This window comes from Burkholderia sp. Bp8984 (assembly GCF_003853755.1).
In the GTDB taxonomy this organism is placed as follows: Bacteria; Pseudomonadota; Gammaproteobacteria; order Burkholderiales; family Burkholderiaceae; genus Burkholderia.
On the sequence record NZ_QTQN01000019.1, the window covers coordinates 16,388 to 34,516 of the forward strand.

General features: G+C 70.9%; 17 protein-coding genes. 9 read left to right on the forward strand and 8 right to left on the reverse strand.

Going from position 1 to position 18,129, the window contains the following annotated elements; translation table 11 throughout:
* Positions 1-40 precede the first annotated feature (40 nt).
* Genes cobT through cobC form a run of 3 tightly spaced genes read left to right on the forward strand, consistent with a single transcriptional unit; the run spans position 41 to position 2,431 of the window.
* Positions 41-1,096: a nicotinate-nucleotide--dimethylbenzimidazole phosphoribosyltransferase gene (cobT, locus tag DID98_RS19785; protein WP_124488463.1), complete on the forward strand. Its 1,056-nt coding sequence runs from the start codon at positions 41-43 to the stop codon at positions 1,094-1,096.
* Entirely contained in the window at positions 1,086-1,862 is a 777-nt protein-coding gene (locus tag DID98_RS19790; protein WP_124521541.1) for an adenosylcobinamide-GDP ribazoletransferase, read from the forward strand. Before cobT ends, DID98_RS19790 begins: the two co-directional genes overlap by 11 nt.
* Complete coding sequence (gene cobC, locus DID98_RS19795) at positions 1,847-2,431, forward strand: alpha-ribazole phosphatase (protein ID WP_124571267.1); 585 nt, start codon at positions 1,847-1,849, stop codon at positions 2,429-2,431. Before DID98_RS19790 ends, cobC begins: the two co-directional genes overlap by 16 nt.
* A gap of 47 nt (positions 2,432-2,478) precedes the next feature.
* Here cobC and DID98_RS19800 read toward each other — a convergent pair whose 3' ends face one another.
* The 4 genes from DID98_RS19800 to cobU are packed head-to-tail and all read right to left on the reverse strand — an operon-like array spanning position 2,479 to position 5,897.
* The gene (locus tag DID98_RS19800; RefSeq protein ID WP_124521545.1) at positions 2,479-3,390 is read right to left on the reverse strand and encodes a cobalamin-binding protein; all 912 of its coding nucleotides are present in this window, start codon (positions 3,388-3,390) and stop codon (positions 2,479-2,481) included.
* Positions 3,387-4,406, reverse strand: coding sequence for a threonine-phosphate decarboxylase CobD (gene cobD, locus DID98_RS19805; RefSeq protein ID WP_124488459.1), 1,020 nt, complete (start codon positions 4,404-4,406; stop codon positions 3,387-3,389). The genes DID98_RS19800 and cobD overlap by 4 nt, the downstream gene beginning before the upstream one ends.
* Positions 4,399-5,343, reverse strand: a complete 945-nt coding sequence (gene cbiB / locus DID98_RS19810) for an adenosylcobinamide-phosphate synthase CbiB (protein WP_124488458.1) — start codon at positions 5,341-5,343, stop codon at positions 4,399-4,401. The genes cobD and cbiB overlap by 8 nt, the downstream gene beginning before the upstream one ends.
* Positions 5,337-5,897, reverse strand: a complete 561-nt coding sequence (gene cobU / locus DID98_RS19815; RefSeq protein WP_124488457.1) for a bifunctional adenosylcobinamide kinase/adenosylcobinamide-phosphate guanylyltransferase — start codon at positions 5,895-5,897, stop codon at positions 5,337-5,339. Before cobU ends, cbiB begins: the two co-directional genes overlap by 7 nt.
* A gap of 74 nt (positions 5,898-5,971) precedes the next feature.
* On the opposite strand from cobU, the gene DID98_RS19820 reads away from it, so the two are divergent.
* The 4 genes from DID98_RS19820 (at position 5,972) to DID98_RS19830 (ending at position 9,061) form a co-directional block, all read left to right on the forward strand.
* Complete coding sequence (locus DID98_RS19820) at positions 5,972-7,474, forward strand: cobyric acid synthase (RefSeq protein WP_124571268.1); 1,503 nt, start codon at positions 5,972-5,974, stop codon at positions 7,472-7,474.
* 81 nt (positions 7,475-7,555) lie between these two features.
* A complete protein-coding gene (locus DID98_RS35885) occupies positions 7,556-7,696 on the forward strand; it encodes a hypothetical protein (RefSeq protein WP_185640879.1) in 141 nt (46 codons plus the stop codon).
* A 164-nt stretch (positions 7,697-7,860) separates the two neighbouring features.
* Complete coding sequence (locus DID98_RS19825; protein WP_044849223.1) at positions 7,861-8,274, forward strand: DoxX family protein; 414 nt, start codon at positions 7,861-7,863, stop codon at positions 8,272-8,274.
* A 127-nt stretch (positions 8,275-8,401) separates the two neighbouring features.
* Positions 8,402-9,061, forward strand: a complete 660-nt coding sequence (locus tag DID98_RS19830) for a ParA family protein (protein WP_044849222.1) — start codon at positions 8,402-8,404, stop codon at positions 9,059-9,061.
* Positions 9,062-9,269: 208 nt separating this feature from the next.
* Here the strand turns inward: DID98_RS19830 and panD are convergent, their stop codons facing one another.
* The 4 genes from panD to DID98_RS19850 form a co-directional block, all read right to left on the reverse strand.
* Complete coding sequence (gene panD / locus DID98_RS19835) at positions 9,270-9,656, reverse strand: aspartate 1-decarboxylase (protein WP_006484038.1); 387 nt, start codon at positions 9,654-9,656, stop codon at positions 9,270-9,272.
* 41 nt (positions 9,657-9,697) lie between these two features.
* Positions 9,698-10,537, reverse strand: a complete 840-nt coding sequence (gene panC, locus DID98_RS19840; RefSeq protein WP_124521549.1) for a pantoate--beta-alanine ligase — start codon at positions 10,535-10,537, stop codon at positions 9,698-9,700.
* Positions 10,538-10,794: 257 nt separating this feature from the next.
* A complete protein-coding gene (locus tag DID98_RS19845) occupies positions 10,795-11,667 on the reverse strand; it encodes a ScpA family protein (protein ID WP_044849220.1) in 873 nt (290 codons plus the stop codon).
* Positions 11,668-11,671: 4 nt separating this feature from the next.
* Positions 11,672-11,860 carry a DUF3460 family protein gene (locus DID98_RS19850; RefSeq protein ID WP_044849219.1) on the reverse strand — a complete coding sequence of 63 codons (189 nt, stop codon included), beginning with the start codon at positions 11,858-11,860 and terminating at the stop codon, positions 11,672-11,674.
* 254 nt (positions 11,861-12,114) lie between these two features.
* Between DID98_RS19850 and DID98_RS19855 the strand changes: the two genes are divergently transcribed.
* Together DID98_RS19855 and DID98_RS19860 are read left to right on the forward strand one after the other, a co-directional pair.
* Positions 12,115-13,941 (forward strand): autotransporter assembly complex family protein, encoded by a 1,827-nt coding sequence (locus DID98_RS19855; RefSeq protein WP_124571310.1) that lies wholly within the window; start codon positions 12,115-12,117, stop codon positions 13,939-13,941.
* A 25-nt stretch (positions 13,942-13,966) separates the two neighbouring features.
* On the forward strand, positions 13,967-18,052 hold the full coding sequence (locus DID98_RS19860) for a translocation/assembly module TamB domain-containing protein (protein WP_124571269.1): 4,086 nt from the start codon (positions 13,967-13,969) through the stop codon (positions 18,050-18,052).
* Positions 18,053-18,129: the final 77 nt, after the last annotated feature.

Genomic DNA, 18,129 nt, shown 5'->3' on the forward strand with positions numbered 1-18,129 from the left:
CGATGCGCGGCAGCGGCCGCACCAACGAGGCAACCTTCCGATGACGAACCCGACCGACTTCCCGCCCGCGATCGCGCCGCTCGACGACACGCTGCGCAAGCGTCTGCAGCATGTGATCGATCACAAGACCAAGCCGCCCGGCAGCCTCGGCCAGCTCGAGGCGCTCGCGCTGCAGATCGGCCTGATCCAGCGCACCGAGCGGCCGCACGTGCAGCGTCCCGTGACGATCGTGTTCGCCGGCGACCACGGGATCGCGGCCGAGGGCGTGAGCCCGTATCCGCAGTCGGTCACCGCGCAGATGGTCGCGAACTTCCTGGCCGGCGGCGCGGCGATCAATGCGTTCTCGGGCGTCGCGCAGAGCGTGCTCGAGATCGTCGATGCGGGCGTCGCGTCGCCGCTGCCGGTGTCCGATCGGCTCGTGTCGCTGCCGGTCGCGCGCGGCACGCGCAATTTCGCGGTCGAACCCGCGATGACGCACGACGAGGCGAAGACGGCGCTCGCCGCGGGTGCCGCGCGCGTGCGCGTGCACGCGTCGCTCGGCACGAACGTGATCGGCTTCGGCGAAATGGGGATCGCGAACACGTCGTCGGCCGCGTGCCTGATGAGCCGTCTGCTCGACGTGCCGATCGACGCGTGCGTCGGGCGCGGCACGGGTCTCGACGACCAGGGGCTCGCGCACAAGCGCGCGGTGCTCGGCCGCGCGCTCGTCCGGCATTCGCATGCGATCGCGCCGCTCGACGTGCTCGCGACGTTCGGCGGCTTCGAGATCGCGATGATGACGGGCGCGTATCTCGCGGCCGCGAGCGAGCGGATGACGATCCTCGTCGACGGCTTCATCGCGACGGCCGCGTTGCTCGTCGCCGAGCGCATCGCGCCCGGCGTGCGCGACTACTGCGTGTTCTCGCATGCGTCGCACGAGGCCGGGCACCGGCGCATGCTCGAGCATTTCGGCGCGAAGCCGCTGCTCGCGCTCGACCTGCGGCTCGGCGAAGGCACGGGCGCCGCGCTCGCGCTGCCGCTGGTGCGCGCGGCGGCCGCGTTCCTCACCGAGATGGCGAGCTTCGAATCCGCGGGCGTCGACAATCGTGACGCCTGAACGCGCGCAGGGCGTACGCGCCGAACTGCGCTACTTCTTCGTCGCGCTCGGCTATTTCACGCGCGTGCCGGTGCCGCGCGCGATCGGCTACGCGGCCGGCGATCTCGATCAGGCCGCACGCTACTTCCCGCTGGTCGGTGCGTGCGTCGGCGCATGGGGCGCGCTCGTCTATCTCGCGGCGCTGCGCGTGCTGCCGGCGTCGATCGCGGTCGGGCTGTCGATGGCCGCGACGCTGCTCGCGACCGGCGCATTCCACGAGGATGGCCTGGCCGACAGCTGCGATGCGTTCGGCGGTGGCTACGCGCGCGACGACGTGCTGCGGATCATGCACGATTCGCGCATCGGCACGTTCGGCGCGGCCGCGCTCGTGATCGCGCTCGGCCTGAAATGGCAGGCGCTCGCGGCCATGCCGCCGCTGCGCGCCGCGTGGACGATGATCGCCGCGCATGCGGCGAGCCGCGCGGCGGCCGTGAGCCTGCTGATGTCGCTCGACTACGTCCGGCCGGAAGGCAAGGCAAAACCGGTTGCACAGCGCATGGGCGCGCGCGCGGCCTGCGTCGTGGCCGCATTCGGGTTGCCGTGGCTGTTCTGGCCGGACTGGCGCGCGGGCGTCGCGGCCGTCGTCGCGCTCGTGCTCGTGCGCGCATGGGCGGCCCGCTATTTCGTGAAGCGGATCGGCGGTTATACGGGCGACTGCCTCGGCTTCGCGCAGCAGTTGAGCGAGCTGGCGATCTATCTCGTGGTGCTCGGATGGATCTCGTCCTGATTCGCCATCCGGCCGTCGCTGTCGAGCAGGGCGTGTGCTACGGACGCAGCGACGTGCCGCTCGCCGCACCGGCCGAGGCGGGGGCGCGGACCATGCGCGAGCGTCTGGCGGCGCTCGGGGCGCCGTTGCCCGCGCAGGTCTGGACGAGTCCGCTCACGCGTTGCGCGTCGGTCGCCGAGCGGCTTGCGCACGCGTTCGACGTGCCGCTGCGGCGCGACGCGGGCTGGCAGGAAATGGACTTCGGCGCGTGGGAACTGCAGCGCTGGGACGACATCGACCGCGCCGCGCTCGATGCGTGGGCGGCCGACCTGATGCATGCGTGCGCGCATGGCGGCGAGAGTGTCGCGCAGTTCGTCGAGCGCGTGGCGCGCGTGGCCGGCGAGGTCGCACAGGCCGACGCGCCGCAATGGGCGATCACGCACGCGGGCGTTATTCGCGCCTTCGCATCGCATGCGCTGCGCGTGCCGCTCGATACGCTGCTGTCACGACCGGTGCCGACGGGCGGCGTCGTCTGGTTGCGCATGGAGGATGCCGCCCGCACGTGGGAAGTCGTCCACTGGGACGCGTAGGCAGTCGCGTGCTCGTCTGACGCGGGCTAGCGCATCAAGGCCCGAAATCAGCGCGCCGGCCGCCGCGTCCGCGCCGCGTCGAGATCCTCGCACAGCGCGGCCGCGCCTTGCGCGATCCGCGGCGACGGCCGCGTCAGCAGATCGCCGTCGATCGCGAACAGGTTGTTGCGCGCCACGGCCGTCAGCGCGGGCCATGCACGCCAGCGCGCGAGGCTCGGCAGCGGCGCGTCCGAGCGTGTCGCGCCGGCGCTCGTCGTCACGATCGCTTCCGGATTCGCCGCAAGCACGGCCTCGTCGGTGACGGTCGGCGCGAGCGGCTTCAGCGCCGCGAACACGTTACGGCCGCCGCACAGCGTGACGACGTCGTTGAACAGATGCGCGCCGTTGAGCGTCGTCAGCGGCCGGTCCCATACCTGGAAGAACATCGTGACGGGCGGGCGCGCCGCGTAACGCGCGCGCAGCGCCGCGATGTTGCGCGAAAACGATGCCGCGGCCGCGTCGGCGACCGGTTCCGTGCCGAGCAGCGTGCCGAGACGGCGCAGCGACGTCGCGACGTCGTCGAGATGCTTCGGTTCGCTGAAGAACAGCGGAATGTGCAGCGCACGCAGCGCATCGGTCTGCCGCTCGGCATTGCCGTGCCGCCAGACGACGATCAGGTCGGGCTTCAGTGCGGCGATCCGCTCGAGGTCGAGCGCCTTGTTGTCGCCGACGCGCGGCACGGCCTGCGCGGCGGGCGGGTAGTCGCTGTACGTGACCGTGCCGACCAGCTTCGTGCCGCCGCCGGCCGCATAGACCAGTTCGGTCGCATGCGGCGCGAGGCTGATCACGCGTTGCGCCGGTGCGGGCAGCGTGACGGCATTGCCTGCATCGTCGCGGGTCGTGATGTCGGCGTGAGCGAAGGGCGCGAGCGCGACCAGCATCGCGAGCGCCGGCAACCGGCGCAACGGGCGGGCGTTCATGCGGATGCCCGTTGCAGCGTCGGCACGCACTGCGCGAGCGCGTCGGCGACGCGCAGCCATTCGGCTTCGTTGCCCGGCAGGCCGACGCGCACGCTCGACGGTTGCGCGAAGTGCCGCGTCCAGATTCCGTGCGTGGCGAGTGCCGTATGCAGCGCGGCGGCGCGCGGGTCGTCTGTCCAGCTGAACAGCGGCGTCGCGTGCACCGCGAAGCCGTGTGTGCGCAGCAGCGCGGCGAGGCGTGCGCCGTCGGCCGCGAGCCGCTCGCGCGCGGCGGCCTGCCATGCGCGGTCGGCGAACGCGGCGGCGACCGCGTGACGCGCGGGGCCGCTGACGGTCCACGCGCCGAGCATGTCGCGCAGCGCGGCGATCAGCTCGGGACGCGCGAGCACGAAGCCCGCGCGAATGCCGGCGAGCCCGAAGAACTTGCCGACCGAGCGCAACACGACGAGGCCCGGACGATCGGCGTACTGCGCGAGCGATGGCGTGGCGCCCGTATCCGCGAAGGCCTCGTCGACGATCAGCGTGCCGCCGCGTGCCGACAGTTGCGCATGCCAGCCGAGCAGCCGTTCGGTCGGAACGAACTCGGCAGTCGGATTGTTCGGATTCCCGACGATGACGTGACGCAGCGTCGCAGGCAACGCGTCCGAGGCGATGTCGAGCGGGACGACACGATGGCCGTGGCGCGCGAAGGCAGGCGCGTATTCGCCGTACGCGAGCGGCGCGACGCCGGCGTCGCCGGCCGGCAGCAGCGCGGGCAACGCGCGGATCGCGGCCTGGCTGCCGGCGACCGGCAGCACGTGCGCGGCATCGGGTGCGCCGTAGTAGCGGGCCGCGCATGCGGCGAGCGTGTCGCCGTCGTCGGGCAGCCGGCGCCATGCGTCGGCCGGGACCGGCGGCACCGGATAGCCGACCGGATTGATGCCGGTCGACAGGTCGAGCCAGGCGTCATACGGAATGCCGTGGCGGCGCGCGGCTTCGTGCAGGTTGCCGCCGTGCGGGATGCGTGCGTCAGACATGATGGGTTGCGAGGATGAGTGCGCCGCTCGCGACGAGCAGTGCGAGCCACAGCGCGAGCGTGCGCGTGACGAGCGACAGCGCGGCGACGACGTGCGCGGCCGTCGCCGGTGCGCCGGTGCCGAGCGCGGGACGGTCTTCGATTTCGCCGTGATAGACGGCCGGGCCGCCGAGCTGCACGTTCAGGCTGCCGGCGCCCGCGGCCATCACGGGGCCCGCGTTCGGGCTGTCCCAGTGGCGCGCCTGCGTGCGCCAGCAGCGCCACGCGGCGGCCGTGTCGCCGAGCAGCGCGTAGCTCGCGGCGGTGAGGCGTGCGGGAATCCAGTTGAGCGCGTCGTCGAGTCGCGCGGCGGCCCAGCCGAAGGTCAGGAAGCGCGGCGTGCGATAGCCCCACATCGCGTCGAGCGTGTTCGCGAGCCGGAACAGCAGCGCGCCGGGGCCGCCGGCGACGACGAACCAGAAGAGCGCGCCGAAGATCGCGTCGTTGCCGTTCTCGAGGGCCGATTCGACGGCCGCGCGCGACAGCGCGCCTTCGTCGGCTGCGCTCGTGTCGCGCGACACGATCCGTGCGGTCAGCGCGCGTGCGGCATCGAGATCGTGCCGCAGCAGCGCGGCGGCGATCGGCGCGACATGGTCGGCGAGGCTCTTCGCGCCGAGCGCGAACCACAGCAGCGCGACGTGCAGCGCGGCCGCGAGCGGCCAGGGCAGCACGGCCGCGAGCCACGCGGCGACGGCCACCGGCGGCACCACGGCCGCGACCCATGCGGCGACGCCGACCACGCGGCCGCGCCGGCCCGTGTTCAGCGCGCCTTCGATGCGCGCGGCAAGCCGGCCGAACGCGACGAGCGGATGCCAGCCGGCCGGTTCGCCGATCACACGATCGACGATCGCGGCCGCGACCGCGAGCATCGCGACGAGCGGCAGCGACAGCATCAGCATGACGGCGCTCCGGCCTTGAGTTCGAGCGGCAGCCCGGCGACCAGCAGCGTCACGCGCGTCGCGAGCGCGGCGACGCGCTGGTTCAGGCGCCCGAGTTCGTCGACGTAGCGGCGCGTGACCGACCCGAGCGGCACGACGCCGAGCCCGATTTCGTTGCTGACGACGATCACCTTCGCACGCGCGCCGCGCAATGCGTGCTCGAGCCGCCCGACCTGCGCCGCGTACTGCGCATCGTCGAGCGGTTCGCCGTCGAGCGGGCACAGCAGGTTCGTGAGCCACAGCGTCAGGCAGTCGACGAGCAGGCACGCGTGCGGATCGTCGAGCCGCGCGAGCGTGCCGGCGAGGTCGACGGGCGCGTCGGCGAAACCCCAGTCGGCCGGCCGGCGCGCGCGGTGATGCGCGATGCGCCGTTCGAATTCGGCGTCGGCGGCCGTCGCGGCCGCGGTCGCGATGTAGGTGACGGGGCGGCCGCTGTCGGCGGCGAGCCGCTCGGCGTGCGCGCTCTTGCCCGAGCGCGCGCCGCCGAGGACGAAGGTGAGGTCGTGCGGAATCATCGCGTGATTGTAACGGCGCGGGCGGCCGCACGCGGGCGATAATGCGCGTTTGCTTCGCCACGACTTTGCACACGATGAACGCACCCGAACCGCAGCCGCACGGCACGTTGATGATCCAGGGCACGACGTCCGACGCGGGCAAGAGCACGCTCGTCGCGGGCCTGTGCCGCCTCGCGCGCCGTGCGGGCGCGCGGGTCGCGCCGTTCAAGCCGCAGAACATGGCACTGAACAGCGCGGTGACGGCCGACGGCGGCGAGATCGGCCGCGCGCAGGCGCTGCAGGCGCTGGCCGCCGGCGTCGCGCCGCATACGGATTTCAATCCGGTGCTGCTGAAGCCGACCAGCGACCGCGGCGCGCAGGTGATCATTCACGGCAAGGCGCGCATGAACCTCGACGCGCGTGCTTACCACGACTACAAGCCGGTCGCGTTCGACGCGGTGCTCGAGTCCTACGCGCGGCTGCGCGCCGGCTACGACACGGTGCTCGTCGAAGGCGCGGGCAGCCCGGCCGAAATCAACCTGCGCGAAGGCGACATCGCGAACATGGGCTTCGCCGAGCGCGTCGACTGCCCGGTCGTGCTGGTGGCCGACATCGACCGCGGCGGCGTGTTCGCGCACCTGGTCGGCACGCTCGCGTGCCTGTCGGACAGCGAGCGCGCGCGCGTGCGCGGCTTCGTCATCAACCGCTTTCGCGGCGACATCAGGCTGCTCGAACCGGGCCTCGACTGGCTGCGCGCGCAGACGGGCAAGCCGGTATTCGGCGTGCTGCCGTACCTGCACGGGCTGATGCTCGATGCCGAGGACATGCTGCCGTCGCAGGCGCGCAGCGCCGCCGCGCGCGGCGATGCCGGCGTGCTGCGCGTGGTGGTGCCCGCCTTGCCGCGGATCAGCAACCATACCGATTTCGACCCGCTGCGTGCGCATCCGCAGGTCGAGTTCACGTACTGGAAGAGCGGCCCGGTGCCGGACGCCGACCTGCTGATCCTGCCCGGCTCGAAGAGCGTGCAGCGCGATCTCGCGTGGCTGCGCGACGCGGGCTGGGACGCGGTGATCCGCCGGCACCTGCGCTATGGCGGCAAGGTGATCGGCATCTGCGGCGGGATGCAGATGCTCGGCCGCACGCTGGACGATCCGCTCGGCCTCGAAGGGGCGCCCGGCAGCGTGGCGGGGCTCGGGTTGCTCGATTTCGACACGACGCTGCAGCCGGACAAGACGCTGAAGAACGTGACCGGGCAGCTCGCGCTGCCGGGCGCTGCCGCGGTGCACGGCTACGAGATCCACATGGGCGACACGCGCGGGCCCGCGCTCGCGGCGCCCGCGCTGGAACTGGCGGCGGGCGACGCACCGGGCGGCGTGCGCCCGGACGGCGCACGGTCGGCCGACGGGCAGATCCTCGCGACCTACGTGCACGGGCTGTTCGACGCGCCCGACGCGTGCGCGGCACTGCTCGCATGGGCGGGGCTCGACGGCGCGGAACGCATCGACTATCCGGCGCTGCGCGAGGCGTCGCTGGAGCGGCTGGCCGATTCGTTCGCCGAGCATCTCGACCTGCGCGCGCTGTACGCCGAGTTCCGCTGACGCATGGCGTGCCGGCCTGGCATTTTGCGGCGGATCGCGTACAACTCAGATGGGCGGAGGTCCGCCCGAAGGAGCGCGACGATGAAGGCTCGATGGTGGTTGAGTGTGCTGCTCGCGGTGCTGCTGGGCGCGTCGGCGCTTGCGCACGCGTGCGATTCGTATGCGCCGGGCGGCGGGCCGGCCGGCTCGGGCGACGCCGCCCAGGGCAAGAGCGGCGGCTGAGGTTCGCGGCGGGGTGCTGGCATCGGGGCATGATCGGTCATGCCCTTTTTCATGATCCGATTCGTTCCATTCAGGAATCAGTTAAAGCCGAAATGCATGTTTATTGGTCGAAACGATTCGAATAGAGTGCGATCCATTCCCATCCACTCACGAAGGAATTCGCCATGAACCCCAATCGCCTGAACGATCTCGGCGCGACGCTGCTGCGTGTCGCACTCGGCGTGCTGTACCTCGCGCACGTCGCGCAGAAGGTGTTCGTCTTCACGCTGCCCGGCACCGCGCAGTTTTTCGCGTCGATCGGCCTGCCGGGCTGGCTCGCGTATGTCACCACCGTCGTCGAACTGGCCGGCGGCCTCGCGCTGCTCGCGGGCTTCCGCGTGCGGATCGCCGCACTCGTGCTGCTGCCGTTCATGCTCGGCGCGGTGTCCGCGCATCTGCCGAACGGCTGGAGCTTCGCGTCGCCGAACGGCGGCTGGGAATACCCGGCGTTCTGGGCCGTCACGCTGGCCGTGCAGGCGCTGCTGGGCGGCGGTGCGTTCGCGCTCGGCGCACCGCGCGCCGCGACGCGGACCGCATAAACGGGGCGGGCTTCGGCGCAACCCGTTCCGGTGACACCCCGTTTGCCGATATCATCGCTCCCTGTATCCGCAATCGAGCGGCGCCTGCCAGGGCGGCAGGCGCCGCACGGCTTTTTCGGGGGAATTCATGACGGTCATCGTGGTGGCGAATCCGAAGGGCGGCGTGGGGAAGAGCACGCTGTCCACCAATCTTGCCGGCTATTTCGCGGCGCAGGGCGCATGGGTCGCGCTCGCCGATCTGGACCGGCAGCAGTCCGCGCATGCGTGGCTCGACCTGCGGCCGGCCGGCCTGCCGCCGATCGAGGCGTGGGAGCTCGACCCGGATGCGCCGTCGAAGCCGCCGCGCGGCCTCGAATACGCGGTGATCGACACGCCGGCCGGGCTGCACGGCAACCGGCTCAACGTCGCGCTGCAGCTCGCCGACAAGGTGATCGTGCCGCTGCAGCCGTCGATGTTCGATATTCTCGCGACCCAGCAGTTTCTGGAGCGCCTCGCCGGCGAGAAGGCCGTGCGCAAGGGCAGCGTCGAGGTCGGGATCGTCGGGATGCGGGTCGACGCGCGCACGCGCTCGTCCGACCAGCTGCACCGTTTCGTCGAAGGGCTCGGGCTGCCGGTGCTCGGCTACGTGCGCGACACGCAGAACTACGTGCAGATCGCCGCGCACGGCCTGACGCTGTGGGACGTCGCGAAGAGCCGCGTCGAGAAGGACCTCGAGCAGTGGCGGCCGATCGTCGAATGGGCCGAGCGCCGTGCACCGAAAGCGGAGAAGGTCGCGAAGGCGTCCTGAGCGCGCGAGGCGGATGCGCGAGGCGAACCCGCGCGGCGCAGCCGGTCGAATTCGGTCGGTTCCCGCTCCAATGAAGAAGGGCCTGATGCGGCAGCGTGCCGGATCAGGCCCTTCGTACGTATGCGGCTGCGCGGCTTCGGCCGCCCCGGCGCGCGGGGCGCCGCGGCAGCGATCCGGCGCGCCGCGATACGCCGGCCGGCCGCGTGAATCAGGTCCAGTTCTGCGTCGGCACGTGGTCGCGGTGGCCCTTGATCTTGTTGCCTTCGTCGATGAACACGAGCTTCGGCTTCCAGCCGGCCTGCAGCTCGGCTTCGTCGACCATCGCGAACGCCGCGATGATCACGAGGTCGCCGAGTTGCGCGCGGCGCGCGGCCGAGCCGTTCAGCGAGATCATCCCGCTGCCGCGCTCGCCCTTGATCGCGTAGGTCGAGAAGCGCTCGCCATTGTTGATGTTCCAGATGTCGATCCGTTCGTTTTCGATCAGGCCCGCCGCTTCGAGCAGGTCTTCGTCGATCGCGCACGAGCCTTCGTAATGCAGCTCGCAGTGCGTGACGGCCGCGCGGTGGATCTTCGATTTGAGCATGTGGCGCTGCATGGTATCTCCGTGATGCGTGTGAGGCGAGGGCGGGCGGCCCGTCAGATTTCCAGGTTGTCGATCAGGCGCGTCGCGCCGAGCTTCGCGGCCGCGAGCACGACGAGCGGCTCGCCGGCTTCGAGCTCGGCGGCGCTCGGCGCGATCAGGTTCGCGCGGCGGCGGATCGCGATGTAGTCGGGCGCCCAGCCGCGCTCGGCCAGATGCGTGCGCGCGTGCTGCTCGAGCGTGCCGAGGTCGCGCTCGCCGCCGAGCACGCTCTCGCGCACGCGTTGCAGCGTCTTCGCGAGCTCGGGCGCTTCCTTGCGCTCGTCGGTCGTCAGGTAGCGGTTGCGCGACGACAGCGCGAGGCCGTCCTCGTCGCGCACGGTCTCGGCCGCGATGATCTCGACCGGCAGCGCGAGCTGCTGGCACATGCGGCGCACGATCATCAGCTGCTGGTAATCCTTCTTGCCGAACACGGCGACGCGCGGCTGCACGCAGGACATCAGCTTGGTGACGACCGTGCACACGCCGGCGAAGAAGCCGGGGCGGAACTCGCCCTCGAGAATCCCGCCGAGGTCGTCGGGCGGCAGCACGCGGTACTCCTGCGGCTCCGGATACATGTCGCGCTCGGTCGGCGCGAACAGCACGTAGACGTTTTCCTTCTGCAGCTTCTCGATATCGTCCTGCAGCGTGCGCGGATATTTGTCGAAATCCTCGTTCGGGCCGAACTGCAGCCGGTTGACGAAGATGCTCGCCACGACCGGGTCGCCGTGCTGGCGCGCGAGGCGCATCAGCGACAGGTGACCTTCGTGCAGGTTGCCCATCGTCGGCACGAACGCCGTGCGGTTCTGTCCGCGCAACTGGTCGCGCAGTTCCTGGATCGAGCTGATGACTTTCATGATCGGGTAGCGGGTTCCTCGCGCAGGCGCGCGTTGGCGCCGCAACAGCGGCGTCGGGGTCGAAGCGGAGAACGCCGGCGCGCGGGCGGCGCATCGGGCGTCGGCGGATTGTAGAGGATTTGGCCGCCGGACGCATCGAAAAAAGTACGATCGTTCACTTTTTACGCGGGCGCGCCGCAGGCAGCCCGCGCGGGCGGGCCCGGCGGCGGGATGCGGCGTGTTTCGGTGTGCGGGGTGAGGCGGGGGCGGCGGGCGCCTTACGCGGGCAGGTACGCGAGGCGCACGTAGATCGGCGCGAACGGTTCGGGCTGCGTGATCTCGACGAGCGATTCGCGCGCGAGTTCGAGCATCGCGATGAAGTTCACGACCACGACCGGCACGCCGCGCGACGTGTCGAACAGGTCGGCGAACTCCATGAAGCGCGCGTTCTGCAGCTTGCGCAGGATCAGGCTCATGTGTTCGCGCACCGACAACTCCTCGCGGGAGATCTTGTGGTGCTGGACGAGCTTCGCGCGCTTGAGCACGTCGGCCCACGCGGCGCGCAGGTCGTCCGAGTTCACGTCGGGAAAGCGCGGCGTGATGCTCTGCTCGATGTAGACCTCGGCGCGCAGGAAGTCGCGGCCGAGCTGCGGCAACTGGTCGAGACGTTGCGCGGCGAGCTTCATCTGCTCGTATTCGAGCAGGCGGCGCACGAGTTCCGCGCGCGGGTCCTCGGCTTCCTCGCCCGTGTCGGCCTTCTTGACCGGCAACAGCATCCGCGACTTGATCTCGATCAGCATCGCGGCCATCAGCAGGTATTCGGCGGCCAGCTCGAGGTTCGACGTGCGGATCTGGTCGACGTAACCCAGATATTGCGCGGTGACCTGCGCCATCGGGATGTCGAGCACGTTGAAGTTCTGCTTGCGGATCAGGTACAGCAGCAGGTCGAGCGGGCCTTCGAACGTCTCGAGGAACACCTCGAGCGCATCGGGCGGGATGTAGAGGTCCTGCGGCAGCTTGAAGAGCGGCTCGCCGTACAGGCGTGCGAACGCCGCGACACCGTCGACCGTGTCGGGCGTCGAATCGGCGCCCGCGGGCGCGGCGATCGCGTCGTCCTGCCGGGCGGCGCTGGCCTCGTCGGCGGCGCTCACGTCGTCAGAAGTTCTGGTAGTAGACGTAGGACGTTTGCTTCACGCGCGATTCCTGCTGCTCGGCACGCTCGTCGAGGTCGATCGGCTGCTTGTCCCACAGCAGGGAGCGGCCCTTGCGCTGCTCTTCTTCGAGCGTCGGCTTCTGTTGCTTGAGCTGGTTCAGGAATTGCGTGACGTCGGACTGGTACGGCATGGCTTGGCTTTCCGTTTCGGGCGGCGCACGATGCGCCGGATTCGCGATGGCGGGATTTTACCGCATCGCGGGGAACAGCCGGCGGCAATCGCGCGTCGAATCCGCTGGCCGGTGCCCGCGGCGCGACCGGCCGGGCCCGTGCGCGCGTCGTTGCGCGCAAGCGTCAAAGCGGGGCCCGCGCGGGCAGGGCCGCCGCCTTGTGGTCAAATACAGGGTTTTCCACGGAATCACGACAACCGAGGGTGAGGTCATATTTGGCGGGTCACGCGAACCAGCAAGCACACACGACGCATGAGACGAGCCCGCGCGCGGCCCGACACCCCGGTCGTCGCGCACGGCGCGGCGCCGGTGCGGCGGCCCGGGCAGCCCTCGTCGGCTGTCTCGCCGCGTTCGTCGTGCTGCCGGCCTACGCGAAGTACGACGTCGACATCGACGCGCCGCGCTCGATCCGCAAGCTACTCAAGACCCATCTCGACATCGCGCGCTTCGCGAAGCGCGACGACATCAGCGACGACCAGTTCGACTTCCTCGTGACCGCGACACCGCAGCAGGTGCGCGACCTGACCGCGACGGCCGGCTATTTTTCGCCGGTCGTGCGCACCGACGTGCGCACGCGCGACGGCAAGCGTGACGTGCGCGTCGCCGTCGATCCGGGGCCGCAGACCGTCGTGTCGACGGTCGACCTGACGTTCAAGGGCCCGGTCGGCACCGAGGATCCGAAGCAGGAGGCCGCGACCCGCTTCGCGTTTTCGCTGAAGCCGGGCGACCCGTTCACGCAATCGGACTGGGACGTCGCGAAGGGCGCGGCGCTCAGGCAATTGCAGGCGCGCCGCTACCTGGGCGCGAAGATCGCGTCGTCGGAGGCGCGCATCGACTCGCGCACGCAGCGCGCGACGCTGGCCGTCACGTTCGACAGCGGCCCGACATTCACGATCGGCAAGGTCGATGTCGATGGCGTGCGCCGCTACCCGGAGAAGATCGTCACGAACGTCAATCCGCTGTCGGAAGGCGAGATCTACGACGTGCAGCGGATCACCGAGCTGCAGCGGCAACTGCAGAACACGCCGTACTACGCGAGCGTCGCGATCGACGTCGGCGACGATACGTCGAAGCCCGAGCGTACGCCCGTGCACGTGAAGGTCAGCGAGTTCCCGTACAACAACATTCGCGGCGGCGTCGGCTACGCGACCGATACGGGCCCGCACGTGCAGGGCTCCTACACGTATCTCGACACGTTCGGCGCCGCGTGGCCGTTCACCGTGTCGGGCCGGCTCGACCAGATCCAGCAGTACGGCCAGGTCCAGCTGTCGATGCCGCCCGGCGCGAAAGGGTGGACCAACAGCGTGCTCGCGTCGTACACGAACACCAACGTGTCGGACACGCGCATCTACAGCGCGCGGGTCGGCGTGCAGCGCACGCGCACCGGCCAGTTCATCGACTACGCGTACTCGCTGATGTTCTACCAGGACCGGCTCGACCAGAACGGCGCCGGCCCGACCACGAGCCGCGCGCTGGTGCCGCAGTGGGCATGGACGCGCCGCAACGTCGACGATCCGCTGTTCCCGCGCTCGGGCAACCTGATCCACGCGGAGGCCGGCTTCGCGATCAAGGGCGTGTTGACCGACCAGACCTTCATCCGCGGTTACGCGCGCGGCCAGCAGTACGTGCCGATCGGCAAGCGCGACCTGTTCGTGTTCCGCGCGGAGCTCGGCGGCGTGTTCACGAGCGGCAGCTCGACCGGCGTGCCGGCATCGCTGCTGTTCCGCGCGGGCGGCTCGAACTCGGTGCGCGGCTACGGTTACCAGAGCATCGGCAACAGCGTCGCCGGCTCCGTGCTGCCGACCAAGTACCTGATGACGGGCACCGCCGAATACCAGCACTGGTTCAACCGCGACTGGGGCGCCGCGACCTTCTTCGACATCGGCACCGCGACCGATGCGTGGGGCGAGCGCGTGTTCTACCCGGGCGTCGGCATCGGCGCGCGCTGGCGCAGCCCCGTCGGCCCGATCAACGTCGACGTCGCGTACGGACTGCGTAACCACAGCGTGCGCCCGTACCTGACGCTCGGCATCGCCTTCTGACCTTGTTGCACGAGCCACGAACCGCATGACGAAGGACCCGAACGACACGCCGCCGCCGAACGATCCGGACTCGCCCGAGCGCGCGCCCGGTGCGCCGCCGCGCGGGCCGCGGCGTGTGCGTGCGGGCCGGATCGTCGCGTGGACGCTCGTGACGGCCGTGCTGCTCGTCGTGCTGGCGGCCGGGCTCGTGCTGGCCGCGGCGACGACCGAGCGCGGCACGCGGCTCGCGTGGCAGACGGCCGTGCGCGTACTCGGCGGCCGGCTGGCGGGCACGCTGGACGGCGGCGCGCTCGCGACCGGCGTGCGGCTGCGCGGCTTCGCGTGGACGAGCCCCGGCGGCACGAGCACCGAAGTGCGGATCGACCGGCTCGACGGCCGCTGGGTGCTGACCCGCGCGCCGTGGCGGCTGTCGGTCGCTTACCTGCGCGCGGGCACGGTCGACGTGCGGATCGTGCCGGGGCCATCGAAGCCGGCCGCGACGCCGCAGGACCTGAGCCTGCCGCTGCAGTTGCGGATCGACGACCTGCGTGTCGACCACCTGGCGATCCACGAAGGCGGCTCGACGACGCAGCTCGACCATCTCGCGCTGAACGGCCGCAGCGACGGCCGTCACCATGAACTCGCGCTCGATGGCGTCGACACGCCGTACGGCGCGCTGACCGCGCGCGCTAAGCTCGACGGCGTGAAGCCGTTCGCGCTGACGGGCAACGCGACCTACGTGGGCAAGCTCGCCGACGAAGCGGTCAACGCGAGCGCGAACGTATCGGGTTCGCTCGAAGCGCTCGTCGCCGACGTGACCGCGAGCGGGATGAAACTGAACGGCCGCGCGCACGTCGAGGCCGCGCCGTTCGGCACGGTGCCGCTCACGCGCGCGTCGCTCGCGTTCGATCACGTGAACCCGCAGGCGCTCGCGCCGGGCGCGCCGGCCGCCGATCTCGCAGTGCGCGCGGAGCTGGCGCCCGTGACCGCGCCGGCCGGCACTGCCCCGGCGAAGGGGTTCGCGGTGACCGGCCCCGTGTCGATCGTCAACGCGAAGCCCGGCACGCTCGGCGAGCACCTGCTGCCGGTCGTCGACGCGCATGCGACCGTCCATCTCGACGCGCACGCGCAGCGAATCGACGGCCTCGCGCTGAAACTGATCCGCGACGGCAGCGTGACCGGCAACGGCACGCTGACGGGCGGCAAGGGCCGCTTCGACCTGAAGGTCGCGAATCTCGACCTGAACGCCTTCATTGCCGAGTTGCGGCCGATGCGCCTGGGCGGGCCGCTCGGCGTGACGCTCGCCGGCGACGTGACGACCGTCGATTTCGACCTGAACGATCCGAAGCTCGCGCTCGGCGCGCGTGCGAAGGTCGCCCTGACGCCGCAGCAGACGGTGCTGACCGATGCACGCGTGACGGCGGGCAAGGGCCGTATCGACCTGACCGGCGTGTTCCGTCACGATGCGCATTCGAGCTACGACGCGAAGGCGACGCTGACCGCGTTCGATCCGCTGCTGCTCGCGGCGATGGGCGCGCCGAAGGCCGGTAGCGGCAAGCCGGCGGCAAAAGTGGCCAAAACAGCGACCAAAACAGCGACCAAAACCGCCGCCGCGGCCAAGGCGCCGGCCAGGCGCGGCGAGACGCGCGTATCGGGCACGCTGACGGCATCCGGCGCGTTCGCGCCGCAGGTGTCGACGAAGGCGACCTTCAAGCTCGGCGACAGCCTGTACGACGGCGTGCCGCTGACCGGCGCGGGCGTCGTGCAGTTCGCCGGCTCGCGGATCCTGCCGAGCAATGCGACGCTGTCGATCGCGGGCAACCACGTCGACCTGCGCGGCAGTTTCGGCGCGCCGGGCGACCGGCTGCGCTTCGTCGTCGACGCGCCGGAACTCGACCGGCTCGGCTTCGGCGTGCAGGGGCTCGTGCAGGCGCAGGGCGAGCTGACCGGCAGCTTCGCGCATCCGAACGTGACGGCCACCTACAAGGCCCAGCACGTCGTGGTCGGCTCGAACCGGATCGGTGCCGCGCAGGGTCGCGCCGACATCCGCGACGGCGCGCACGGCGCGCTCGTGTTCACGGCCGACGCGACCGACATCGCACTCGGCTCGCTGCAACTGAAATCGCTGCGCGCGAACCTCGACGGCACGCGCGCGAAGCACACGCTCGACGCGTCGGCGATGGGGACGGCCGGCGGCCGCGTGATCGACCTGACGCTCGCGGCGAACGGCGGCGTGGTCGAGAGCCGCGACGGAACGCGCTGGGACGGCACCGTCACGCGCCTCGCGAACCGCGGCACGCCGGCGGTGGCGCTGCAGGCGCCGCTTGCGGTGTCGGCCGGCGCCGGCCGCGTGACGCTCGGCGCGACGCGGCTCACGCTCGAAGGCGCGGCGATCGACCTGAAGTCGTTCGTGTTCGACCACGGCCAGATGCGCTCGGCAGGTGCCGTGCGCGATGCATCGGTCGCCCGTTTCCTCGAGATCCGCCAGGAACTGACGGGCCAGCGGCCGCCGGTGCGCACCGACGTCGTGCTCGATGCCGACTGGGATTTCTCGCTCGGCGCGAACGCGACGGGCTACGTGCAGGTGAAGCGGCGCGGCGGCGACGTGACGATCGAGACCGGGCGCGGTATTGCGTCGCTCGGGCTGACCGACCTGTCCGCGCGCGCGAGCTTTGCACCCGGCAACCGGCTCAACGTGGTGGCGCTCGCGAAGGCGAACCGGGTCGGCACGCTCGACGCGAACGTCACCGTGCCGTTCGCGCTGCGCGACGGCGTGTTCGGCGTCGTCGACGACGGCCCGCTGTCGGGCCGCATCGACGCCGACATTCCGTCGCTGAAGGCGACCGGCAACCTGTTCGGGCCGAGCTACCTGCTCGGCGGGCGCGCGGCGTTGAAGCTGACGGTCGCGGGCACGCCGGTGAAGCCGAACGTGTCGGGGATGCTGACCGGCGACGACCTGTCCGCGACGCTCGTCGATCAGGGCGTGCAGCTGAAGGACGGCATCGTGCGCGTGAAGCTCGCGGAGAACCTCGTCGAATTCCAGCAGGTCGAGTTCCACGGCGGCGACGGAACGCTGCGCGCGATCGGCCGCGTGCGTCTCGACGGCGAGGCGCCCGACCTGACCGCGAGCATCGTCGCGGACAAGCTCGAGCTGTTCGCGGCGCCGGATCGCAAGCTGTCGCTGTCGGGCAAGGCGACCGTCGCGAACGACGGGCCGCGCGGCGCACTGTCGATCGACGGCAAGTTCGTCGTCGACCGCGCGCTGTTCGACCTGCCGGAGGAGTCGGCGCCGCACCTGTCCGACGACGTCGTGATCGTGCGCCCGGACGGCACGGTGCGCGGCGACGTGCAGACCGGTACGGCGGTCGCGAAGCCGCAGAAGGTCGAGGACAAGCCGGCGCCGTCGCTCGCGCCGCGCGCGAACATCGACATCGGGCTCGGCAACAACTTCCGCTTCAAGGGGCACGGCGCGGATCTCGGCCTGCGCGGCACGATCACCGTGATGAGCGCGCCCGGCGTGCCGCTGCGCGCGGTCGGCAACGTGCGCGTGACGGAAGGCTCGACGTATACGTCGTTCGGCCGCAAGCTCGCGGTCGAGAACGGCTTCTTCACGTTCAACGGCCCGGTGTCGAATCCGGGCGTGAACATCCTCGCGATGCGGCGCAACCAGGAGGTCGAGGCTGGCGTGCAGGTCACCGGCACGATCCAGTCGCCGACGGTCAAGCTCGTGTCCGAGCCGAACGTCACCGACAACGAAAAGCTGTCGTGGCTGCTGTTCGGGCACGGCACCGACCAGGGCAACAACGTCGGCCAGCAGAACGCGATGACGGCCGCGCTCGGGCTGCTTGGCAGCGCGACCGGCAAGCGCGTCGCGCAGAGCATCGGTCTCGACGAATTCTCGATCGGCCGCAGCGACGTCGGCCTGACCGATGCGCAGGTCGTGCAGATCTCGAAGGCGATCAACGAGCGCTTCGTGCTCGGTTACGAGCAAGGGCTGCAATCGGCGAGCAATGCGTTCAAGGCGACGATCAACCTGACGCGCTTCTGGTCGGTGTCCGCGTATGGCGGCACGTTCCAGGGCGTCGACCTGAACTACACGCGGCGTTTCGATCGCTGGTTCGGCCAGCGGTGACGAAGCGGGCGCCTGGCCGGTCGGCCACGCGCGCCGGCGCTCCGGTTCGCGCGTGCGCACGCGCCGAAGCCTGCCCG

What these genes read in the sequence shown, in the direction of transcription:
- cobT (WP_124488463.1), top strand. Translation starts at nt 41, where the DNA reads ATGACGAACCCGACCGACTTCCCGCCCGCGATCGCGCCGCTCGACGAC.
- cobC (WP_124571267.1), top strand. Translation starts at nt 1,847, where the DNA reads ATGGATCTCGTCCTGATTCGCCATCCGGCCGTCGCTGTCGAGCAGGGC.
- DID98_RS19800 (WP_124521545.1), bottom strand. Translation starts at nt 3,390, where the DNA reads ATGAACGCCCGCCCGTTGCGCCGGTTGCCGGCGCTCGCGATGCTGGTC.
- cobD (WP_124488459.1), bottom strand. Translation starts at nt 4,406, where the DNA reads ATGTCTGACGCACGCATCCCGCACGGCGGCAACCTGCACGAAGCCGCG.
- cbiB (WP_124488458.1), bottom strand. Translation starts at nt 5,343, where the DNA reads ATGCTGATGCTGTCGCTGCCGCTCGTCGCGATGCTCGCGGTCGCGGCC.
- cobU (WP_124488457.1), bottom strand. Translation starts at nt 5,897, where the DNA reads ATGATTCCGCACGACCTCACCTTCGTCCTCGGCGGCGCGCGCTCGGGC.
- DID98_RS19820 (WP_124571268.1), top strand. Translation starts at nt 5,972, where the DNA reads ATGAACGCACCCGAACCGCAGCCGCACGGCACGTTGATGATCCAGGGC.
- DID98_RS35885 (WP_185640879.1), top strand. Translation starts at nt 7,556, where the DNA reads ATGAAGGCTCGATGGTGGTTGAGTGTGCTGCTCGCGGTGCTGCTGGGC.
- DID98_RS19825 (WP_044849223.1), top strand. Translation starts at nt 7,861, where the DNA reads ATGAACCCCAATCGCCTGAACGATCTCGGCGCGACGCTGCTGCGTGTC.
- DID98_RS19830 (WP_044849222.1), top strand. Translation starts at nt 8,402, where the DNA reads ATGACGGTCATCGTGGTGGCGAATCCGAAGGGCGGCGTGGGGAAGAGC.
- panD (WP_006484038.1), bottom strand. Translation starts at nt 9,656, where the DNA reads ATGCAGCGCCACATGCTCAAATCGAAGATCCACCGCGCGGCCGTCACG.
- panC (WP_124521549.1), bottom strand. Translation starts at nt 10,537, where the DNA reads ATGAAAGTCATCAGCTCGATCCAGGAACTGCGCGACCAGTTGCGCGGA.
- DID98_RS19850 (WP_044849219.1), bottom strand. Translation starts at nt 11,860, where the DNA reads ATGCCGTACCAGTCCGACGTCACGCAATTCCTGAACCAGCTCAAGCAA.
- DID98_RS19860 (WP_124571269.1), top strand. Translation starts at nt 13,967, where the DNA reads ATGACGAAGGACCCGAACGACACGCCGCCGCCGAACGATCCGGACTCG.